Annotated in this window: 13 protein-coding genes and 1 pseudogene; 11 read left to right on the plus strand and 3 right to left on the minus strand. The window is 62.6% G+C overall.

What is annotated here, in order from left to right:
* The first annotated feature begins 115 nt into the window (after positions 1-115).
* Positions 116-820 (plus strand): FadR/GntR family transcriptional regulator, encoded by a 705-nt coding sequence (locus tag IB225_RS08735; protein ID WP_192310774.1) that lies wholly within the window; start codon positions 116-118, stop codon positions 818-820.
* Positions 821-1,038: 218 nt separating this feature from the next.
* The gene (locus IB225_RS08740) at positions 1,039-1,371 is read left to right on the plus strand and encodes a multidrug efflux SMR transporter (RefSeq protein WP_192310775.1); all 333 of its coding nucleotides are present in this window, start codon (positions 1,039-1,041) and stop codon (positions 1,369-1,371) included.
* Positions 1,372-1,517: 146 nt separating this feature from the next.
* Here the strand turns inward: IB225_RS08740 and IB225_RS08745 are convergent, their stop codons facing one another.
* Together IB225_RS08745 and IB225_RS08750 are read right to left on the minus strand one after the other, a co-directional pair.
* Positions 1,518-2,411 carry an NAD(P)/FAD-dependent oxidoreductase gene (locus IB225_RS08745; protein WP_192310776.1) on the minus strand — a complete coding sequence of 298 codons (894 nt, stop codon included), beginning with the start codon at positions 2,409-2,411 and terminating at the stop codon, positions 1,518-1,520.
* Positions 2,408-2,854 carry an Rrf2 family transcriptional regulator gene (locus tag IB225_RS08750; RefSeq protein ID WP_192310777.1) on the minus strand — a complete coding sequence of 149 codons (447 nt, stop codon included), beginning with the start codon at positions 2,852-2,854 and terminating at the stop codon, positions 2,408-2,410. Before IB225_RS08750 ends, IB225_RS08745 begins: the two co-directional genes overlap by 4 nt.
* 143 nt (positions 2,855-2,997) lie before the next feature.
* Here IB225_RS08750 and IB225_RS08755 point away from each other — a divergent pair, with 143 nt between their 5' ends.
* The 9 genes from IB225_RS08755 to IB225_RS08795 all read left to right on the plus strand — a co-directional run bounded on the left by IB225_RS08755 (position 2,998) and on the right by IB225_RS08795 (position 14,660).
* The gene (locus tag IB225_RS08755) at positions 2,998-3,720 is read left to right on the plus strand and encodes an ATP-binding cassette domain-containing protein (protein WP_225583352.1); all 723 of its coding nucleotides are present in this window, start codon (positions 2,998-3,000) and stop codon (positions 3,718-3,720) included.
* Positions 3,717-5,156, plus strand: a complete 1,440-nt coding sequence (locus IB225_RS08760) for a DUF3526 domain-containing protein (RefSeq protein ID WP_192310778.1) — start codon at positions 3,717-3,719, stop codon at positions 5,154-5,156. Before IB225_RS08755 ends, IB225_RS08760 begins: the two co-directional genes overlap by 4 nt.
* Positions 5,153-6,421: a DUF3526 domain-containing protein gene (locus IB225_RS08765; protein ID WP_192310905.1), complete on the plus strand. Its 1,269-nt coding sequence runs from the start codon at positions 5,153-5,155 to the stop codon at positions 6,419-6,421. Before IB225_RS08760 ends, IB225_RS08765 begins: the two co-directional genes overlap by 4 nt.
* 93 nt (positions 6,422-6,514) lie before the next feature.
* The gene (locus IB225_RS08770) at positions 6,515-8,716 is read left to right on the plus strand and encodes a TonB-dependent receptor (RefSeq protein WP_192310779.1); all 2,202 of its coding nucleotides are present in this window, start codon (positions 6,515-6,517) and stop codon (positions 8,714-8,716) included.
* Between the two features lie 94 nt (positions 8,717-8,810).
* On the plus strand, positions 8,811-11,678 hold the full coding sequence (locus tag IB225_RS08775) for a TonB-dependent receptor (RefSeq protein WP_192310780.1): 2,868 nt from the start codon (positions 8,811-8,813) through the stop codon (positions 11,676-11,678).
* A 65-nt stretch (positions 11,679-11,743) separates the two neighbouring features.
* Positions 11,744-12,460, plus strand: coding sequence for a tonB-system energizer ExbB (gene exbB, locus IB225_RS08780; protein WP_225583354.1), 717 nt, complete (start codon positions 11,744-11,746; stop codon positions 12,458-12,460).
* Positions 12,457-12,882: a TonB system transport protein ExbD gene (exbD, locus tag IB225_RS08785; protein ID WP_192310781.1), complete on the plus strand. Its 426-nt coding sequence runs from the start codon at positions 12,457-12,459 to the stop codon at positions 12,880-12,882. Before exbB ends, exbD begins: the two co-directional genes overlap by 4 nt.
* The gene (locus IB225_RS08790; RefSeq protein WP_192310782.1) at positions 12,879-13,607 is read left to right on the plus strand and encodes an energy transducer TonB; all 729 of its coding nucleotides are present in this window, start codon (positions 12,879-12,881) and stop codon (positions 13,605-13,607) included. Before exbD ends, IB225_RS08790 begins: the two co-directional genes overlap by 4 nt.
* Before the next feature lie 66 nt (positions 13,608-13,673).
* Positions 13,674-14,660: a hypothetical protein gene (locus IB225_RS08795; RefSeq protein WP_192310783.1), complete on the plus strand. Its 987-nt coding sequence runs from the start codon at positions 13,674-13,676 to the stop codon at positions 14,658-14,660.
* Between the two features lie 200 nt (positions 14,661-14,860).
* Here the strand turns inward: IB225_RS08795 and IB225_RS08800 are convergent.
* Positions 14,861-14,977: pseudogene (locus tag IB225_RS08800) on the minus strand (IS30 family transposase); the annotation flags it as partial.

Below are 14,977 nucleotides of genomic sequence, written 5' to 3' on the forward strand. Positions count from 1 at the left end.
GAGGCGGCAGGATCTGGCGAGCGCATGGCGAGCGGGTCTGTCTTGTCCGGCACCGAGTCTGTGACGCCTTCCCGAGGGCGGTATATTGGTCCGACCAATCCGAGCGCAGGCCTTCATGTCCTCACAAGTCGCCCAGGTCACCCGCCACCTCGAACAGGCCATCGCCGACGGGCACTACGTCGCCGGTCGCCGACTACCCGCCGAACGTACGCTCGCCGACCGCCTGCAGGTCTCGCGTGCGACGGCGCGAGAGGCGATCGGCCTGCTGGTCGCGCGCGGTGTGCTGGAGCGCCGGCAGGGCGACGGCACCTACGTGGTAGCCGCAAGCGAGCGCCGGATGGCGGAGATCTGGCAGGACATGGCGCGTAATCATCCGATGCTGCAGGCCGACCTGGTGGAGTTCCGCGCGATGCTGGAAGGCCGCACGGCAGAACTGGCGGCGCTGCGGCACGACGACCAAGATCGCGAGCGACTCCGCTCGGCGCACGCCGCGGTCGATGCGGCGTACAACGGCAGCGACCGGCAGGCGCAGATCCGCAGCGACGTGGCCTTCCACCGCGCAATCGCCGATGCGACGCACAACCCTGTGTTCTCGTATCTCATCGCCTCCCTTCTGGCGCTGCTGCACGACCACGTGCAGGTCAGCCTCGCCGGCCTGTCGCCACAGTCGCCAGTCTCGCAACAGTTGCGTAAGCAACACGACGCGCTGCTGGCCGCGATCCTGGCGCGTGATGCAGATCGAGCACGCAGCGCGGCGAGCGGACATATGGATTTTGTGGCCGTCCAACTCAATGCTCTTCCAAGGGTTTCTCGTAGCTAATGCGGTCGCAGCTACTCTGATTGACGTCTGCTTTGGATCGGAAGCAGACCTTGGCGTGAATGAGCTCACGCCAAGTGCGCATGACGACCCCGCTCATCGTGATCGGATTAGGACCGCACGCGCCTATAAGCTGCTCAGAGTTTCGGAACCCCAACAAGACTGTTCATTCTGTCTGCACGGGAACATCATTGCGCCCCACTCGAATGGAGGATTCGCCAATGAATGCCTGGCTCTTCATGGCACTTGCAATTGTTGGCGAAGTGGTCGCAACAACCGCGCTGAAGTCCAGTGAAGGATTCACCAAAGTTGTCCCGTCAGTGATCGTAGTTGCCGGATATGCGGCAACCTTCTACTTCCTATCGCTCGCACTGAAGGTCATTCCCGTAGGTATCGCTTACGCTGTTTGGGCGGGCCTTGGCATTGTCCTAATCACGACCATCGCATGGCTTTACCACGGCGAGAAGCTTGATGCCTGGGGTTTCGTCGGAATGGCGCTGATCATTAGCGGTGTAGTCGTCCTGAACGTATTGTCTAAGACAGGGTCGCACTAGGCTATTGGCTGGATCCGCGCAGGGGCCTCAGCCCTCTGTTGGAGCTGCCCCGGACCTGGGGCTGCTCCACACGCACCAATCTGCCTGATGTCCGCTTCCGGCCAGAAACGGACATCGAGGATCTGCTGCTATTTGGAAGAATTGGACTAGCCTTCCGACCACACAAGAGAGCGATGGATCTGGGCACCCGCCCATGCGCCATCCGCAACGGCCAGAGAAACCGAATGGGGAACGCGAGCAGCATCACCACAGGCGAAAGCGCCGGCGACCGTTGTTTCCTTTGTCTCGCTTGTCTGGATCTGCGTACCCATCGGAGTCTCTGCGAGGGCACAGCCCAGTTCTTCCGCTGTTGAAGTCGAAGGGGCGTTCTTGGGGGCAGTAAACAGACCCACGAAGCTAAGACCCCTGCCGTCCGTGAGCACTACATCGGCATGCCCCTCGATCCTATCGATGAGGGTTGTCTCCACGATCACGCCACGCGCCGAGAGATCCTGCAGCGTGGGCTCATCCAGTTCCACCATGCCATTGGTGAGGAAGGTCACCGATCCCCACTCCGGCAAAAGCTGCGCTTGGTGGATGGACATGGGACTGGCCGCGATCACACCGATCTGTCCTTGATCAAGTTCGTACCCATGACAGTAGGGGCAGTGAAAGACACTGATTCCCCACCGCTCAGCCAAACCATTCACCTCCGGCAGCGTGTCAGAGACACCAGTTGCCAGAAGCAGTCGACGAGCACCTAATACCTCGCCTGTAGCCGTCTCGACGGTGAAAGCATCACGCGATCCAGACGCCCTCACTACAAGATCGTCTACCCACGACAACGTCGGATAGGCCTCCAACTGTGTCCTTGCCGTGCTGGCAATGACGGCAGGATCTGCGCCGTCTTGGGATAGGAAACCGTGCGAGTGCGAGGCGGCCCTGTTTCGCCGCTTGCCAGCATCAATGACCAGCACGGTGCGTCGCGCACGCACGAGCTGCAGTGCAGCCGCCATGCCCGCATAGCTGCCACCTACCACGATGACATCGTAGTTCTTCATTGGGTTTCCTTCTCGAGATGTGCCTTGTGCCGGCGTGCAAAGTCTTCCGCCAGGTCCGCCAGCGACACCGAAGCGAAGCGCTCGAGGAGAAGCGCCTCGGCTGCGTCGAAGGCCTCACTCAGGGCGGCATTGACGGCCTGCTCAACAAGACATTCAGGGTTCTCGTGTCGATTCCCCATGGCGAACAACGCCGGCTCACCCAGCGCCTCATGCAGTTGGCGCAAGCTGACCTTGGAGAGGTCCGCCTTGATATGCCAACCGCCTGAGTGCCCTCTCGCTGAAGCGACCAGCCCCGCCTCGCGGAGCAACCCCATCGTTCGACGGACGACGACCGGGTTGGTGCTCAGGCACAGCGCCAGTTCCTCGGAGGTCATCGGCTCTGTGCGCTCGGCCATGTGCAGCAAGGCGTGAAGGACGGCGGAAAGGCGACTGTCTCTTTTCATGTAACTAATGTTGTTACATGAAGCGCAGTCAGTCAACTGGTGCTCGCGAGGCGAGGGGGAGAGCCGCGACGTTTGTCTTGTTCTTGTGAATGTAATGTTATTACATTATGGTGAATAGCTCCCCGCAGTGAGCCCTACAAGTCTTGAACGCGCCCAATCGTGTCGTCGACGTCCAATCTTTATCCGTGTCCTTTCCAGGCAAGACGGTCCTCTCCGGCCTCAACCTTCAGGTGGAAAGAGGCAGCATCTACGCGCTTCTCGGTGGTAACGGCACTGGCAAGTCAACGACGCTGTCCGTGCTGCTTGGCTTCCTGAAGCCGACCTCTGGCGAGGTCCGTGTGGGTGGGTTCACCCCGTGGCAGACGCCGGACCGGGCGCGCGCGCAGCTGGCCTACCTGCCAGAGAACGTCGCGCTCTACGAACATCTCACCGCCATCGAGAACGTCGACTATCTGCTCTCGCTTGCCGGTCGCCGGCACGATGCATCGGCCATCGGGGATGCGCTGCGCGCTGCGGGACTGCAGGAGTCGGCGTGGCGGCAGCGCCTTGGTGGGTTCTCCAAGGGCATGCGTCAGAAGGTGGCAATCGCCACCGCGCTCATGCGCGAAGTGCCGCTGTTGCTGCTCGATGAGCCCACCTCCGGGCTCGATCCGGGCGCGAGCGCAGACTTCCATGGCCTGCTGGAATCGGTGAGGGCACGCGGTGCGTCGGTTCTGATGGTCACACACGACCTGATGGGCGCGGTCGACGTCGCCGACCGGATCGGCGTGCTTGAACATGGCCGGATCGTGCACGAAGCCGATCGCGCGGACTTCGACCTGAAGGCGCTGCACGCTCACTTCGCCGGACGAGCGCACGCCGCATGAGTGCACTCGTTCCTGTAATGCGCAACGAACTGCGCGCGATGATCCGCAACCGCACGGCGCTAGCCGGAATTGTGCTGCTGGCGATGCTCGCCATTGTGGCGACCGTGGTCTCCCTGCACCACATGAGCAGTGCGGCTGAATACCGCAGCCGCCAACAGGCCGCAGCGCAGGCCGCCTTCGAGGCCCAGCCAGATCGCCATCCCCATCGCGTGGTCCACTACGGCCACTTCGTCTACCGACTGCCTTCCGCACTGGCCGCCTTCGATGCCGGCGTGGATCCGTTCACCGGCAGCAGCATGTTCCTGGAAGGGCATCGCCAGAACACGGCCAACTTCGGCGATGTCATGCAGGGCTCCATCCTGACGCGCTTCGGTCAGCTCACGCCGGCGTTCGTGTTGCAGGTGCTCGCGCCGCTGGTGCTGGTGTTCCTCGGTCACGGTGTGCTGTCCCAGGAGCGCGAGCGCGGCACCTTGCGGCAACTGATGCTGCAGGGCGCGTCTTCCCGAAGCATCGTCGGTGGCAAGCTCCTGGCACTGCTCGTCGTGGCCGGCGTATTCGTGCTGCCTGCATTCGTTGGCTTGGCGATCATGGCCGCCGCTCCTGCGGCATCCACGGCAGTCGCGTCCGCCGTCATGCTGGGATACGTGCTGTACCTCGGCCTGTGGTCGGTCCTCATCGCGTTCGTGTCGGCCGCCATGAAGCGGCGCCGTGACGCCTTGCTTGCGCTGGTAGCGCTGTGGGCGCTCTCCACGCTGCTGATCCCGCGCATCGCGCCCGACGTCGCTTATGCAGCGCAGCCGCTGCCGGACCGACTGCAGACCGAGGTGGGTATCGCGCGGGACCTGCGGGCCATGGGCGACAGTCATGACCCCAACGATCCTTACTTCAACAAGTTCCGACAGAGCGTCCTTGATCGCTACGGGGTCACGCGCGTCGAGGATCTTCCGGTCAACTACAAGGGACTGTTGGCGGTCGAAGGCGAACGCCTGACGTCCCGCCTTTTCGACGAGTATGCCGCGCGCAGCGCCGGCATCCAGCATGACCAGAATCGATTGGTCTCCTGGTTTTCCATCCTGAGTCCATCCATCGCCCTGCGCCAGGTCTCGATGGCCGCTACAGCCACGGATCTGTCGGCGCATCTACGGTTCTTGGACCAGGCCGAGGCCTACCGCTATCGCATGGTGCAGCAGCTCAACCAGTTGCAGGCCGATGGTGTCTCCTACGCGGACGACACCGCCCGCGACGCCGGGGCCGACCAGCGCAAGCGTGTCGACCATGGCCACTGGCAGGAGATTCCGCGCTTTTCGTTCACGCCTCAGCCGCGCGATGCGCTCCTGAGGACGATGCTGCCGGGCATGTTGGTTCTGCTGGCTTGGGTGGCGGTGGCGTTGTTCGCACTGGACTGGCGCGCACGCCGGCTGGAGGTGAACCGATGAGCCTCTGGCGTTACGAATGGCGTCTTCTGCTGCGTTCACGCATCCCCGTGATCGGCCTGCTGATGTTGACGGCGCTTACCGTCGCCAGCCTCGTGTCGGGCGTGCAGCGTATCGACAGCCAGCGCGAGGCGATCGCCCGTATCGCAACCCTGCAGGCCACCGACAGCGCCGCGGTGGTGGCGGCCCACGGTGAGTCGACCGACGCGGGCCAAGCGGCCTACTACTCCTTCCATCCCACCTGGAATCCACCGTCGGCACTGTCCTTCGCAGCGGTCGGCATGCGTGACGTCGCACCCTTCATGCTGCGCGTGCGGGCATTGGGGCTGGAGGCACAGATCCACGACGGAGATGTCTTCAATCCGGAACTCGCGCTGGCGGGTCGCTTCGACTTCGCGTTCCTGTTGACGTTCCTGCTTCCCGTCTTCGTGATCGTGCTCTTCCACGACCTGCGGTCCAACGAAACGGAGTCCGGCCGCGAGCGGATGCTGCGCAGCCTGCCCATGGGCCTCGGCCGCTTGTACCTGCGCAAGGCCATGGTCCGGGCGTTGGCGTTGCTGGCCTGCGTGGGCGTGCCATTCGTGGTTGTCGCGCTCCAGCAGGGCGTAACGCTGTCGAAGATCGCCGGCGTGTTGGGACTGGCCACGGCTTACTTGGTGTTCTGGGCCGCTTTGTCCTTGCTGGTGGCCCGGCGCGGGTGGAGTTCGGCAACCAATGCCGCGACCCTTGCGGCGTCCTGGGTCGCGATCGCGCTTGTACTGCCCGCCTTGGCGCACGTGGCGATCGAGCGTGCCATTCCGGTGGATCAGGGGGCCGAGATTGCACGCGCCCAGCGTGAGGCGGTCAACCGGGCATGGGACATCCCGCGCGAAGACACCATGCAGCGCTTCTATGCGCGCTATCCGGAATGGAGCGACTCAGCCCCCTTGGGGACCGCGTTCCACTACAAGTGGTACCTCGCGTTCCACCAGAACGGCGACGACGATGTCGCGCAGATGGCCGCCGACTACCGCGCAGGCATCGAGAAGCGCTCAACCGCGGCTTCCAGCCTGGGCTGGCTGTTGCCGCCGGTGGGCATGCAGGCGGCATTGACGCGCCTTGCTGACACCGACATGCAGGCCCATCTCGCCTACCAGGACCGGATCCGCGCGTATCACGCGGACCTGCGTGCCTATTACTACCGCTTCCTCTTCCGCGATGAGCCGTTCCGGCAGGCGGATTATGGACGAGCACCCGACTATGACATGGCGCTTCCTGCGAGCCCTTAGATCGAGATGCCTGCAGAAATCAGTGCGTACCGGCGCTGCGGCGAAGCATGTCGATCCCGAAGAACAAACAACCACCACCACAAGAAACAAATAATGAAGAAGAGAGCCCTCGCGACCGCTGTTGCAGTCCTCGTATTGAGCTCGCTCGCAGCTCATGCCCAAGACCGTTCCGAGCTAAGTCTTGTGGAACTCGATGAGCTGGTGGTCAAAGGGCAGAAGGAGCGCGACACCAAGTTCCTTGTACAGCCGATTCAGATCCTCACCGGAGATGAACTGGCACATCGCCGACAGGGCGGGCTTGGTGGGACGCTAGCAGGCCTCCCTGGGGTGCATCTGGACAACTTTGGGGGCGGCGCATCGCGCCCTGTCATCCGAGGCCAGACGCTGCCGCGGATCGAGATCCTCAGCAATGGTTCCAACGTCTATGACGCCGCTTCTGTTTCGCCCGATCACGCCATCGCGACCGATCCGCTCCTGCTCGACGGCATCGAGATCGTTCGAGGCGCGGCTGCAACACGCTATGGCGGAAATGCGGTTAATGGCGCGATCAATCTGATCGACAGCAAGATCCCGACCGCCGTGCCTGAGGGGGGAGTCAGCGGCGCGGCGGAGCTGCGCTACGGAACAGGCGACAGGGAGAAGACGGGGGTTGGAAAAATCACCCTGGGAAGTGGCTCGTTTGCGTTTCATGCTGAGGGATCCGATCGAAGCAGCGACGACTATGACGTACCAGATGGCTTTGGAAGTGAGCGGCTGTTGCATTCGTTTGCCGATAGTTCCAGCTCTTCTGCAGGCGCGTCTTGGATCACAACGCGTGGCTACGTGGGCGCTTCCTACAGCCTGCAAAAAAGCAAGTATGGGCTCCCAGGGCACAGCCACAGAAACGGTCTGTGCCACTTGCATGCCCCCGATCTTCACTGCGAGGCGCACGGAAGCTTCGGTGATCCCTACATTGGGCTCAACGATAACGATGTGGCGCTGATCAACCTGCGCAATGAGCGGTACGACATTCGTGCCGACTTTCGGGACGTCCTACCAGGGTTCGAGCGCGCCCGCGCGTGGCTCTCATCCACCGACTACATGCACGACGAGGTCGATGCTGGGAAGCTGTTCTCTCGATATCGCAATGACGTGGGCGACGCGCGTGTGGAGCTGACCCATAAGCCATTGCTGGGATTCAGCGGCGCCTTGGGGTTGCAGTACACCGATGGCACGTTCAGTGGCATGAGCTACAACAATGCCAACCTGGGCGACGGCGACGACGAGATATTCAGCGAGGGATGGGCCGTCTACCTCAATGAGGACAAGAGCTTCGGTCCAGTCGATATCTCCCTGGCGGCGCGCTATGACCGTCGGAAGAGCAGGGCGTATTACCCGTCGTTCGAAGAGGCGATCGGGCTTTCCCTGGAGATGCTGGAAACGATGCATCCATCCATCCAAGAGCTGCTCCTCGGCATCTATCAGAGCGACTATGTCATTCCCGAAGCACAGCACGATCTGCTGTCCTTATCTGCGGGCGCACGTTGGAACTTTGGCGAGGGGCAGTCACTGGGTCTGAGCTTGGCGCGCTCGCAGCGCGCCCCCGGTCCTCGCGAACTCTACGCGGGTGGAAACAACCTCGCGACCAACAGCTACGAGATCGGGCTTTTGCGGCCCAGCCTGCTTGGCCCAGGGTTTCCTGTGTATGCCTCCGACATCACCGAAGAGACGCGGTCGATCGATCTGGCGTATCGAAACCAAAGGGAGGCTTTCGATATTGAGGTGGGCCTCTTCCATCAAGATGTCGAGAACTACATCTTCGCCAAGCTGATTGAAGAGGAGAACGAGACTGGCCTGCCGCAACGGCTCCTGCTGTACACGGCCGCCGATGCCACGTTCACTGGGGTGGATGGTCAGATCAGCCGGCAGCTCAATGAAGAGCACACCTTCACCGTCTTTGGCGATTACGTTCGGGCTGATCTGAAGGGGCAGGACGACAACCTGCCGCGAATCCCGCCCGCGCGCCTTGGGATACGTCACGCCTGGTCGAGCGGCCCACTGTCGGTGGATGCGGAGTATCACCACACATTCGCACAGGATCGGATCGCCTCGTATGAGACGAAGACCGATGGCTACAACATGCTCAGCGCCACAGTGGCCTATCGGGTGGAACTGACGAAGAGGCAATCGGCAGAGTTCTACATCCGAGCCACGAATTTGCTGAACGAAGAAGCCTACGTGCACACCTCGTTCGTGAAGGATCAGTCACCTCTCAGGGGGCGCAGCGTGGCTCTTGGGATTCGCTACAAGTTCTAAAGGTCCGTGATCGGTCGATGCAGTTCGACCAGGCCCGTGTCGACCCACTACCGCCGACTCTGGCGCTAGTCCCCATTCTTAAGGAGTGTCATCAATGTCGCGCTTTTCTCGTGCCCGTCGTCCTCTATTGCACACGCTCGTGCTGACCAGTGCTGTCTCAGTCGCCTTGTCCTCCTTGGCCGTTGACGCCATGGCGGCGGATGGCAGTGCATACAACGTCCGCCAGTTCAACATTCCAGCCCAGTCACTGGAATCTGCCATTGCCGAGTTTGAGAACCAGTCGAACGCCGAAGTGCAGGTGCCGCAAGGCGTGACCGGGCGTGGCTCGGCAGTCCTCGGCGCACTCACGCCAGAGGCAGCCCTGCGGCAGCTACTGGCCGGCACAGGCTGGATGGTGAGTGTGCGCCCCGGGGGTGAATACGCGCTTGTGCCTTCGGGCGAGGCGGGCACCCCTGCTGCCGTCGTCACCGCGCCGCTCTCGGTGCAGGGCAGCGTGGCCTCGGAAGGGATCTATCAGGGCAAGACGGAGTATGACGAGCGCGCTCTGCGCTCCATCCCTGCGACCAACGGCCATATCACCAGTGTCCTGCGCCTCAATCCTGCGGTGCAGCTGGATGGTGGCGCCACCAGCAGCAACAGACCGGGCGACCTGGAGCCGGCCAGCATCAGCATCCACGGTGCGCCGTTCTGGCAGAACCTTTTCATGGTCGATGGGATGTCGGTCAACAACGACATCAACCCTGGCAACACCGATTACACCTACGTCAACTCCTCGCCGACGGAGCTTCACGGCAACACGAGCCAGGGCATTGCACTGGATATTGGCTTGGTGGAACGGGTGGACGTCTACGACAGCAATGTCCCGGCCGAGTATGGCGGCTTCAATGGGGGCGTGATCGACGCCATCACCCGCATGCCCAGCAAGGAGCTGCATGGCAGCGTGTCGATGACGCACACCCGCGACGCTTGGACCAAGTACAACATCGACAAGTGGAAGGAAGCGGAGTTCTACGACACGCCAGCCATCGCCGATGGCTACGTCCGCAATCAGCCCGAGTTCGAGACCACCACGTGGCGCCTGAACCTCGAAGGCCACCTGACGGAGAACTTCGGACTTCTGGGGAGCTTCACCCACAAGCGCTCCGACATCTACAACCAGCGTATGGTGAACGAGTCCATGGTCGACGCGGGCGCGTCACTTCAGACCTTCACCAATGTGTTCCGCAAGATCGAGAACTACTTCGTCAAGGGTGTCTGGACGCCGAGTGATCGGTTCATGCTCGAAACGGTCGTCAATCATGAACCTCACCAGAGCCAGCACTTCAATCGCAACGCGCTGGAAGGCGACTTCATCATTGACGGGGGAGGCTCCAACGTCGGCATGACGGCAACGATTGAAGGAGACCGCGTCGTCCAGACCCACAAGCTGAGCTGGTCATCGCTGGAGCACTCGCGCACGGGCGGCCCGGGCTGGTTTGCGCGCTGGCGCCACTCCCCGGAGATCAACTGGGGCCAGCCTACCCCCGGGGGACTGGCGCTATTCGGAACCTTCGGCGACCTCTACCAGGAGCAGGAGAGTGTGGGGTACCAGGGCAAGCTGGAATGGGCGCCGATCGAACTGTGGGGCGGTGAGCACCGTTTCGCCATCGGAGCGGGCCTGTCCAGGACCGAAGCCATCTACGAGCGCAAGGAGGACTACACCGATGGTGGCATCCCCTCGCTGCGTCCCACCCGCACCTGCACGGATGCCAACGGCGTTGTCGACACGCGTCACTGCTCGACTTCGCCCGTGACCTTCCCGGCCAACATGCCTGTCCCGGGCTTCGTCCAAGGCGATGGACAGTACGCCAGCTTCGTTGACCTGTATCGCGCAGGCCGGATCAAGGTGGACCAGACGGCATGGAACGTATGGGCCGAAGATGACTTGCGCATCAGCCGCGCGCGCATTCGACTAGGCGTGCGCGTCGATGGCGACGACTACATGGACAAGACCACCGTCGCCCCGCGCTTGGCCTTCGAATACGACCTCGCCGCCGATGGAAGCAGTCGACTGATTGCAGGCGCAAACCGCTACTACGGTCGCAACATCTTCGACTACGCATTGCGCGTGGGACGCGAAGCACTGGAGTACCGCCTGACCCGAGGACCCGACCTGGTGTGGTCCGATCCCGTGCGCACCGCGCTGAACACGACTGTTCTCAGCGATCTGGACATTCCCCATGACGACGAATGGACGCTGGGTTTCCGGCAGGTGGCGTGGGATACGGCTTTCGAGCTGAAGTATGTGAACCGCCGAGGCCGCGATCAGATCGTGGCGGTGGAGATCGAGGGGCCGAATCCTGACCCGACCGTGGACCAGACCTCCCACTACACCTACCAGAACATAGGAAAGACCGACACGGACGGTGTCTCGTTGACGATTGAGCCCCTGCAGGAAATCACGCTGGGCGAGACGTACACGCGCGCACAGCTGATCGCGAACTGGACCGATGTGGACCGCTCGCACTACTCCTACGAAAGCCGTGGCAATGACTACTTCATCAAGTACAACGGCGCCTTCATCCGTTACAACGAGCGTCCGATCGGCAACTACAGTCGACCCTGGACGGCGCGAATCGCCACGCAGACCCGTGTTCCTGCGCTCGGTCTCACGGTAGGCAGCTTCCTGAGCTGGCGCGGGCCGTTCAGCGCGGCGATGTACACCGGCGGCGCAGAGATGTACGAAGGGCAGATGGTCGACGTCTACGCACGGCGTGACTTCGGAACTGCGATGACGTGGGATCTGCGCGTTGCCTGGGAAAGCCGCATCGGCGTGAAGCAGGAAACCGTGTTCGCCAACCTGGACGTCACCAACGTCCTCAACCGGCGCAACATCGCCTCGCACATCGACGACTGGGCTGGTGCATACGAGGAATACGAGCTGGGTCGCCACTTCCAGCTGGAACTCGGCTACCGCTTCTAAGCGACGAATCGAGCAGGCGGCACCTGCCGCCTGCTTCGTCCGAACCCTTGCTCAGGACGCTCTCCATGTTGCCGTTTTCCGCCACTGCCGGGGTTGCCCTCGCTCCCGACACACTGACCGCGTGGGGGATGTTCGTCCATGCGGACATCATCGTGCAGGCAGTCATGGTGGGGCTGGCGCTGGCCTCACTGGTCACCTGGACCGTGCTGCTCGCCAAGTCCTGGGAGTTTTCTCGTCTGCGCCGCCGCTTGGGCGAAGCGCGAGATCAGGTGCTCGCCGCTGTTCGGCTGAGCGACATCGAAAGCGCGGATGCCCTGCAGCACGACATCCCCCGATCGCTGCTCGATGCGACGGTGCTGGAACTTCGGCTGTCGCACGATGTGGAAGACAAGGCGGGCGTCAGCGAGCGTGTCGCCTCCCGGCTTGACCGACTGGAAGCCCGTCACCTGCGCGAGCTTCGCAAAGGCGCCAGTGTCCTGGCCACCATCGGCGCGACAGCGCCGTTCGTGGGGCTGTTCGGGACCGTCTGGGGCATCATGAACAGCTTCGTGGGCATCGCCGAATCCAACACCACCAATCTGGCGGTGGTTGCTCCCGGCATTGCCGAAGCCTTGTTGGCCACTGCGCTTGGTCTTGTGGCCGCCATCCCTGCCGTCGTGATCTACAACCACTTCGCGCGTTCCCTCGCGGGTCTTAGGGGCGTGCTCGGCGATATCTCCGCGGGTATCCAACAAGTGGTTTCCCGGGATCTGGATAGAAGGACGCAGAGGCAAGCGCCATGAAGTCCGGTGCAGGTGGGCACGATGACGAGGATCTTGATGAGAATCACGAGATCAATGTCACCCCCTTCATCGACGTCATGCTGGTGCTGCTGATCATCTTCATGATTGCTGCGCCGCTGGCGACGGTGGACATTCCCGTGGAGCTTCCGGCCAACGCCGCAGAACCCAAGCCTCGCGAGGCCGATCCTGTCTTTCTGACGGTGCAGGCCGATCTCAGCTGGAGCGTCAACGAGCAGCACGTTACATCAAGCAGTCTGCGCACCACGCTCGATGCCACCACGCGAGGCGATCGCGATACGCGCGTCTTCCTTCGCGCCGATCAGTCCGTGTCGTACGCCGATCTGATGGACGCAATGAACGCACTGCGCGATGCCGGCTACCTGAAGGTCGCGTTGGTGGGGTTGGAGCGGACCGGGGAATGACGGCGTCCAGGCACGCGATCGTATGGAGTTCCAGTCTTGCCGTGGCGGTCCTCGTCCATCTGGCGGCCATCGCGGTAGTGCTGTGGTGGCGAACTGCGCCCCCTGCGACAGCGGATCTCGCCGCGGACGCCATCATGCTTGACCTGGCCGCGACGCCCGAGGCGCCGCCGGCGCCACCCACCGACATGCCGCAAGGTCCCATACAGCCGCCGAACGAGCGCCCGCTGCGGGCGGAGCAACCGCGCTTGCAACCCCGCGTCGAATTGCCGACGTTCGACACTCCTGACGTCCAGGATCCCGACCAGGCACTCGATGAGCCCAAAGGGCCTCCCTCTGAGAAGCCGATGCAGGCACAGGCTCCCCCCAGCGCCGATGCCGCACGGAGCACGCGGCTTGCAGCGCGACAGACGGTGTCAGGCGTTCGGGGAGAGATTGCCGCGACATGGCAAGGGATCCTGCTGGGACATCTTGAGCAGCATCGCCGTTATCCCCGCCAGGCCGAACGCATGCGCCAGGAGGGCACTGCGCATGTGCGCTTCTCGGTGGACCAACGAGGCTATGTCGCCAACGCAAGGATCGAGCGAAGCAGCGGCAACGCGCTGCTGGACCAGGCAACGCTCGACACCGTCCAGCGGGCCAGCCCCGTCCCGCCGCCACCCACCGAACTGGCGCCCTACCCCGTCGACGTGATGGTGCCCGTGGAGTTCTACGTCCGAAGACGTTGATAGGTATCCAGACCCCGCTCCGCGACCAGCGTCGCTCCATCCTTCCTAACATAAGGCAGAAAGTTCATGAAAACCGCGAAGACACGCCTGAGGATCGCTCCTCTTGTGCTCCTGGCTATCGCCGGCATCACCGCGAGCACGACGTCGCTGGCTCAGACGAACACGAAGAGCCAGTGCTTCAGCAACGAAGGACTCCCTGCGGAGCTCCAACAGAAGTCGGAGAAGTATCTCCTCGAAGCGCTGGACACCGAAGCACTCTTCACGCTCGTGGGTGGCCTCAAGCCCATGAGCTCCGGCTTCTATGACCGAAGGGTGTCCACCTCCATCCCCCGCATGAGCGAGAAAGAAGCGACGTCGGTGATGGCCGAGCTCGGATCGCGCCGCGCATCGAAGATGACGGACGAGCAAAAGGCCCGGCTCGCCGAAGCCAAGTCTGCAGCAGACCGCTTCACTGCCCTTCGAGAGGTCGATGAGTTGCGTCGGATCGTCTCCACGTGGACGTGCGGCGATGAGATCCATGCGGACATCATTCACTTCGCCACGCCCCATGCGGGCGACCGGCACGTGGGAGGTGTCCTGTTCTCGCGACCCGCCCTGGTCGACATGATCCAGCGGAAGGAAAAGTTTTTCTCCCGCTGGTCGATCACGCCGAACGCCGGTCCCATCGAGGCGCTCATGGCGGTTGAGTACGCGCGCGATGCGTCGCGATTCGCCGGCTACGGGTATCTGTTCGGCTACCCCGACGAGGCCGTCCGCTTCTTCGTGGACTCCTCCATCTATCAGGACATGACGGGCGATTTCGTGACGCGTGACTTCCGTGCGATCCCTACGTTCCAGCGCGAGACCGGACAGTTCACGTACGCGGTGCCAAAGGGGACGGCCGTTTCGGAGGCTGATCTCCGACTCAAGGAGCGAGCGGGCGCGATCCTCAGCGCCTACAAGGTGCGGCGCGCGCAGTACGTGGGTCCCGGAAAGCCAGGCGTGGCCGCCATGCTGCGCGACTGGTTTTGCCCCAACGACAACGAATGCAGTCCCGCCAACGCAGCGCTCTAGGCGGCCGTATGCCTGCAGCGATAAGCGGGCATTTGAGAGCTAAGGTTGAGGTGCCTGCTCGCGACGCAGGCACCCCAATATCCGTCAGAAGCTGGTCTTCAGGTAGAGCGACGACGTGCGCCGACTTGTTGATGCGGAACGGAGCGCCCAGCTATCCGAACTAACTCGCATCCGACGGATGTCCGCTTTGGGTCTTGGATTCAACCGATCGACGCAACAGTTTTCCGATATCGCTGTGCCGGTGTTTCGTAGCCCAGCGTCTTGCGTGGCCGCTCGTTGAGTTGGCGTGCCACGGCATCCAGCTTGGCCTGCGAGAC

Origin of the sequence: Pseudoxanthomonas sp. PXM02 (assembly GCF_014851805.1) — a bacterium.
Taxonomy (GTDB): domain Bacteria; phylum Pseudomonadota; class Gammaproteobacteria; order Xanthomonadales; family Xanthomonadaceae; genus Pseudoxanthomonas_A.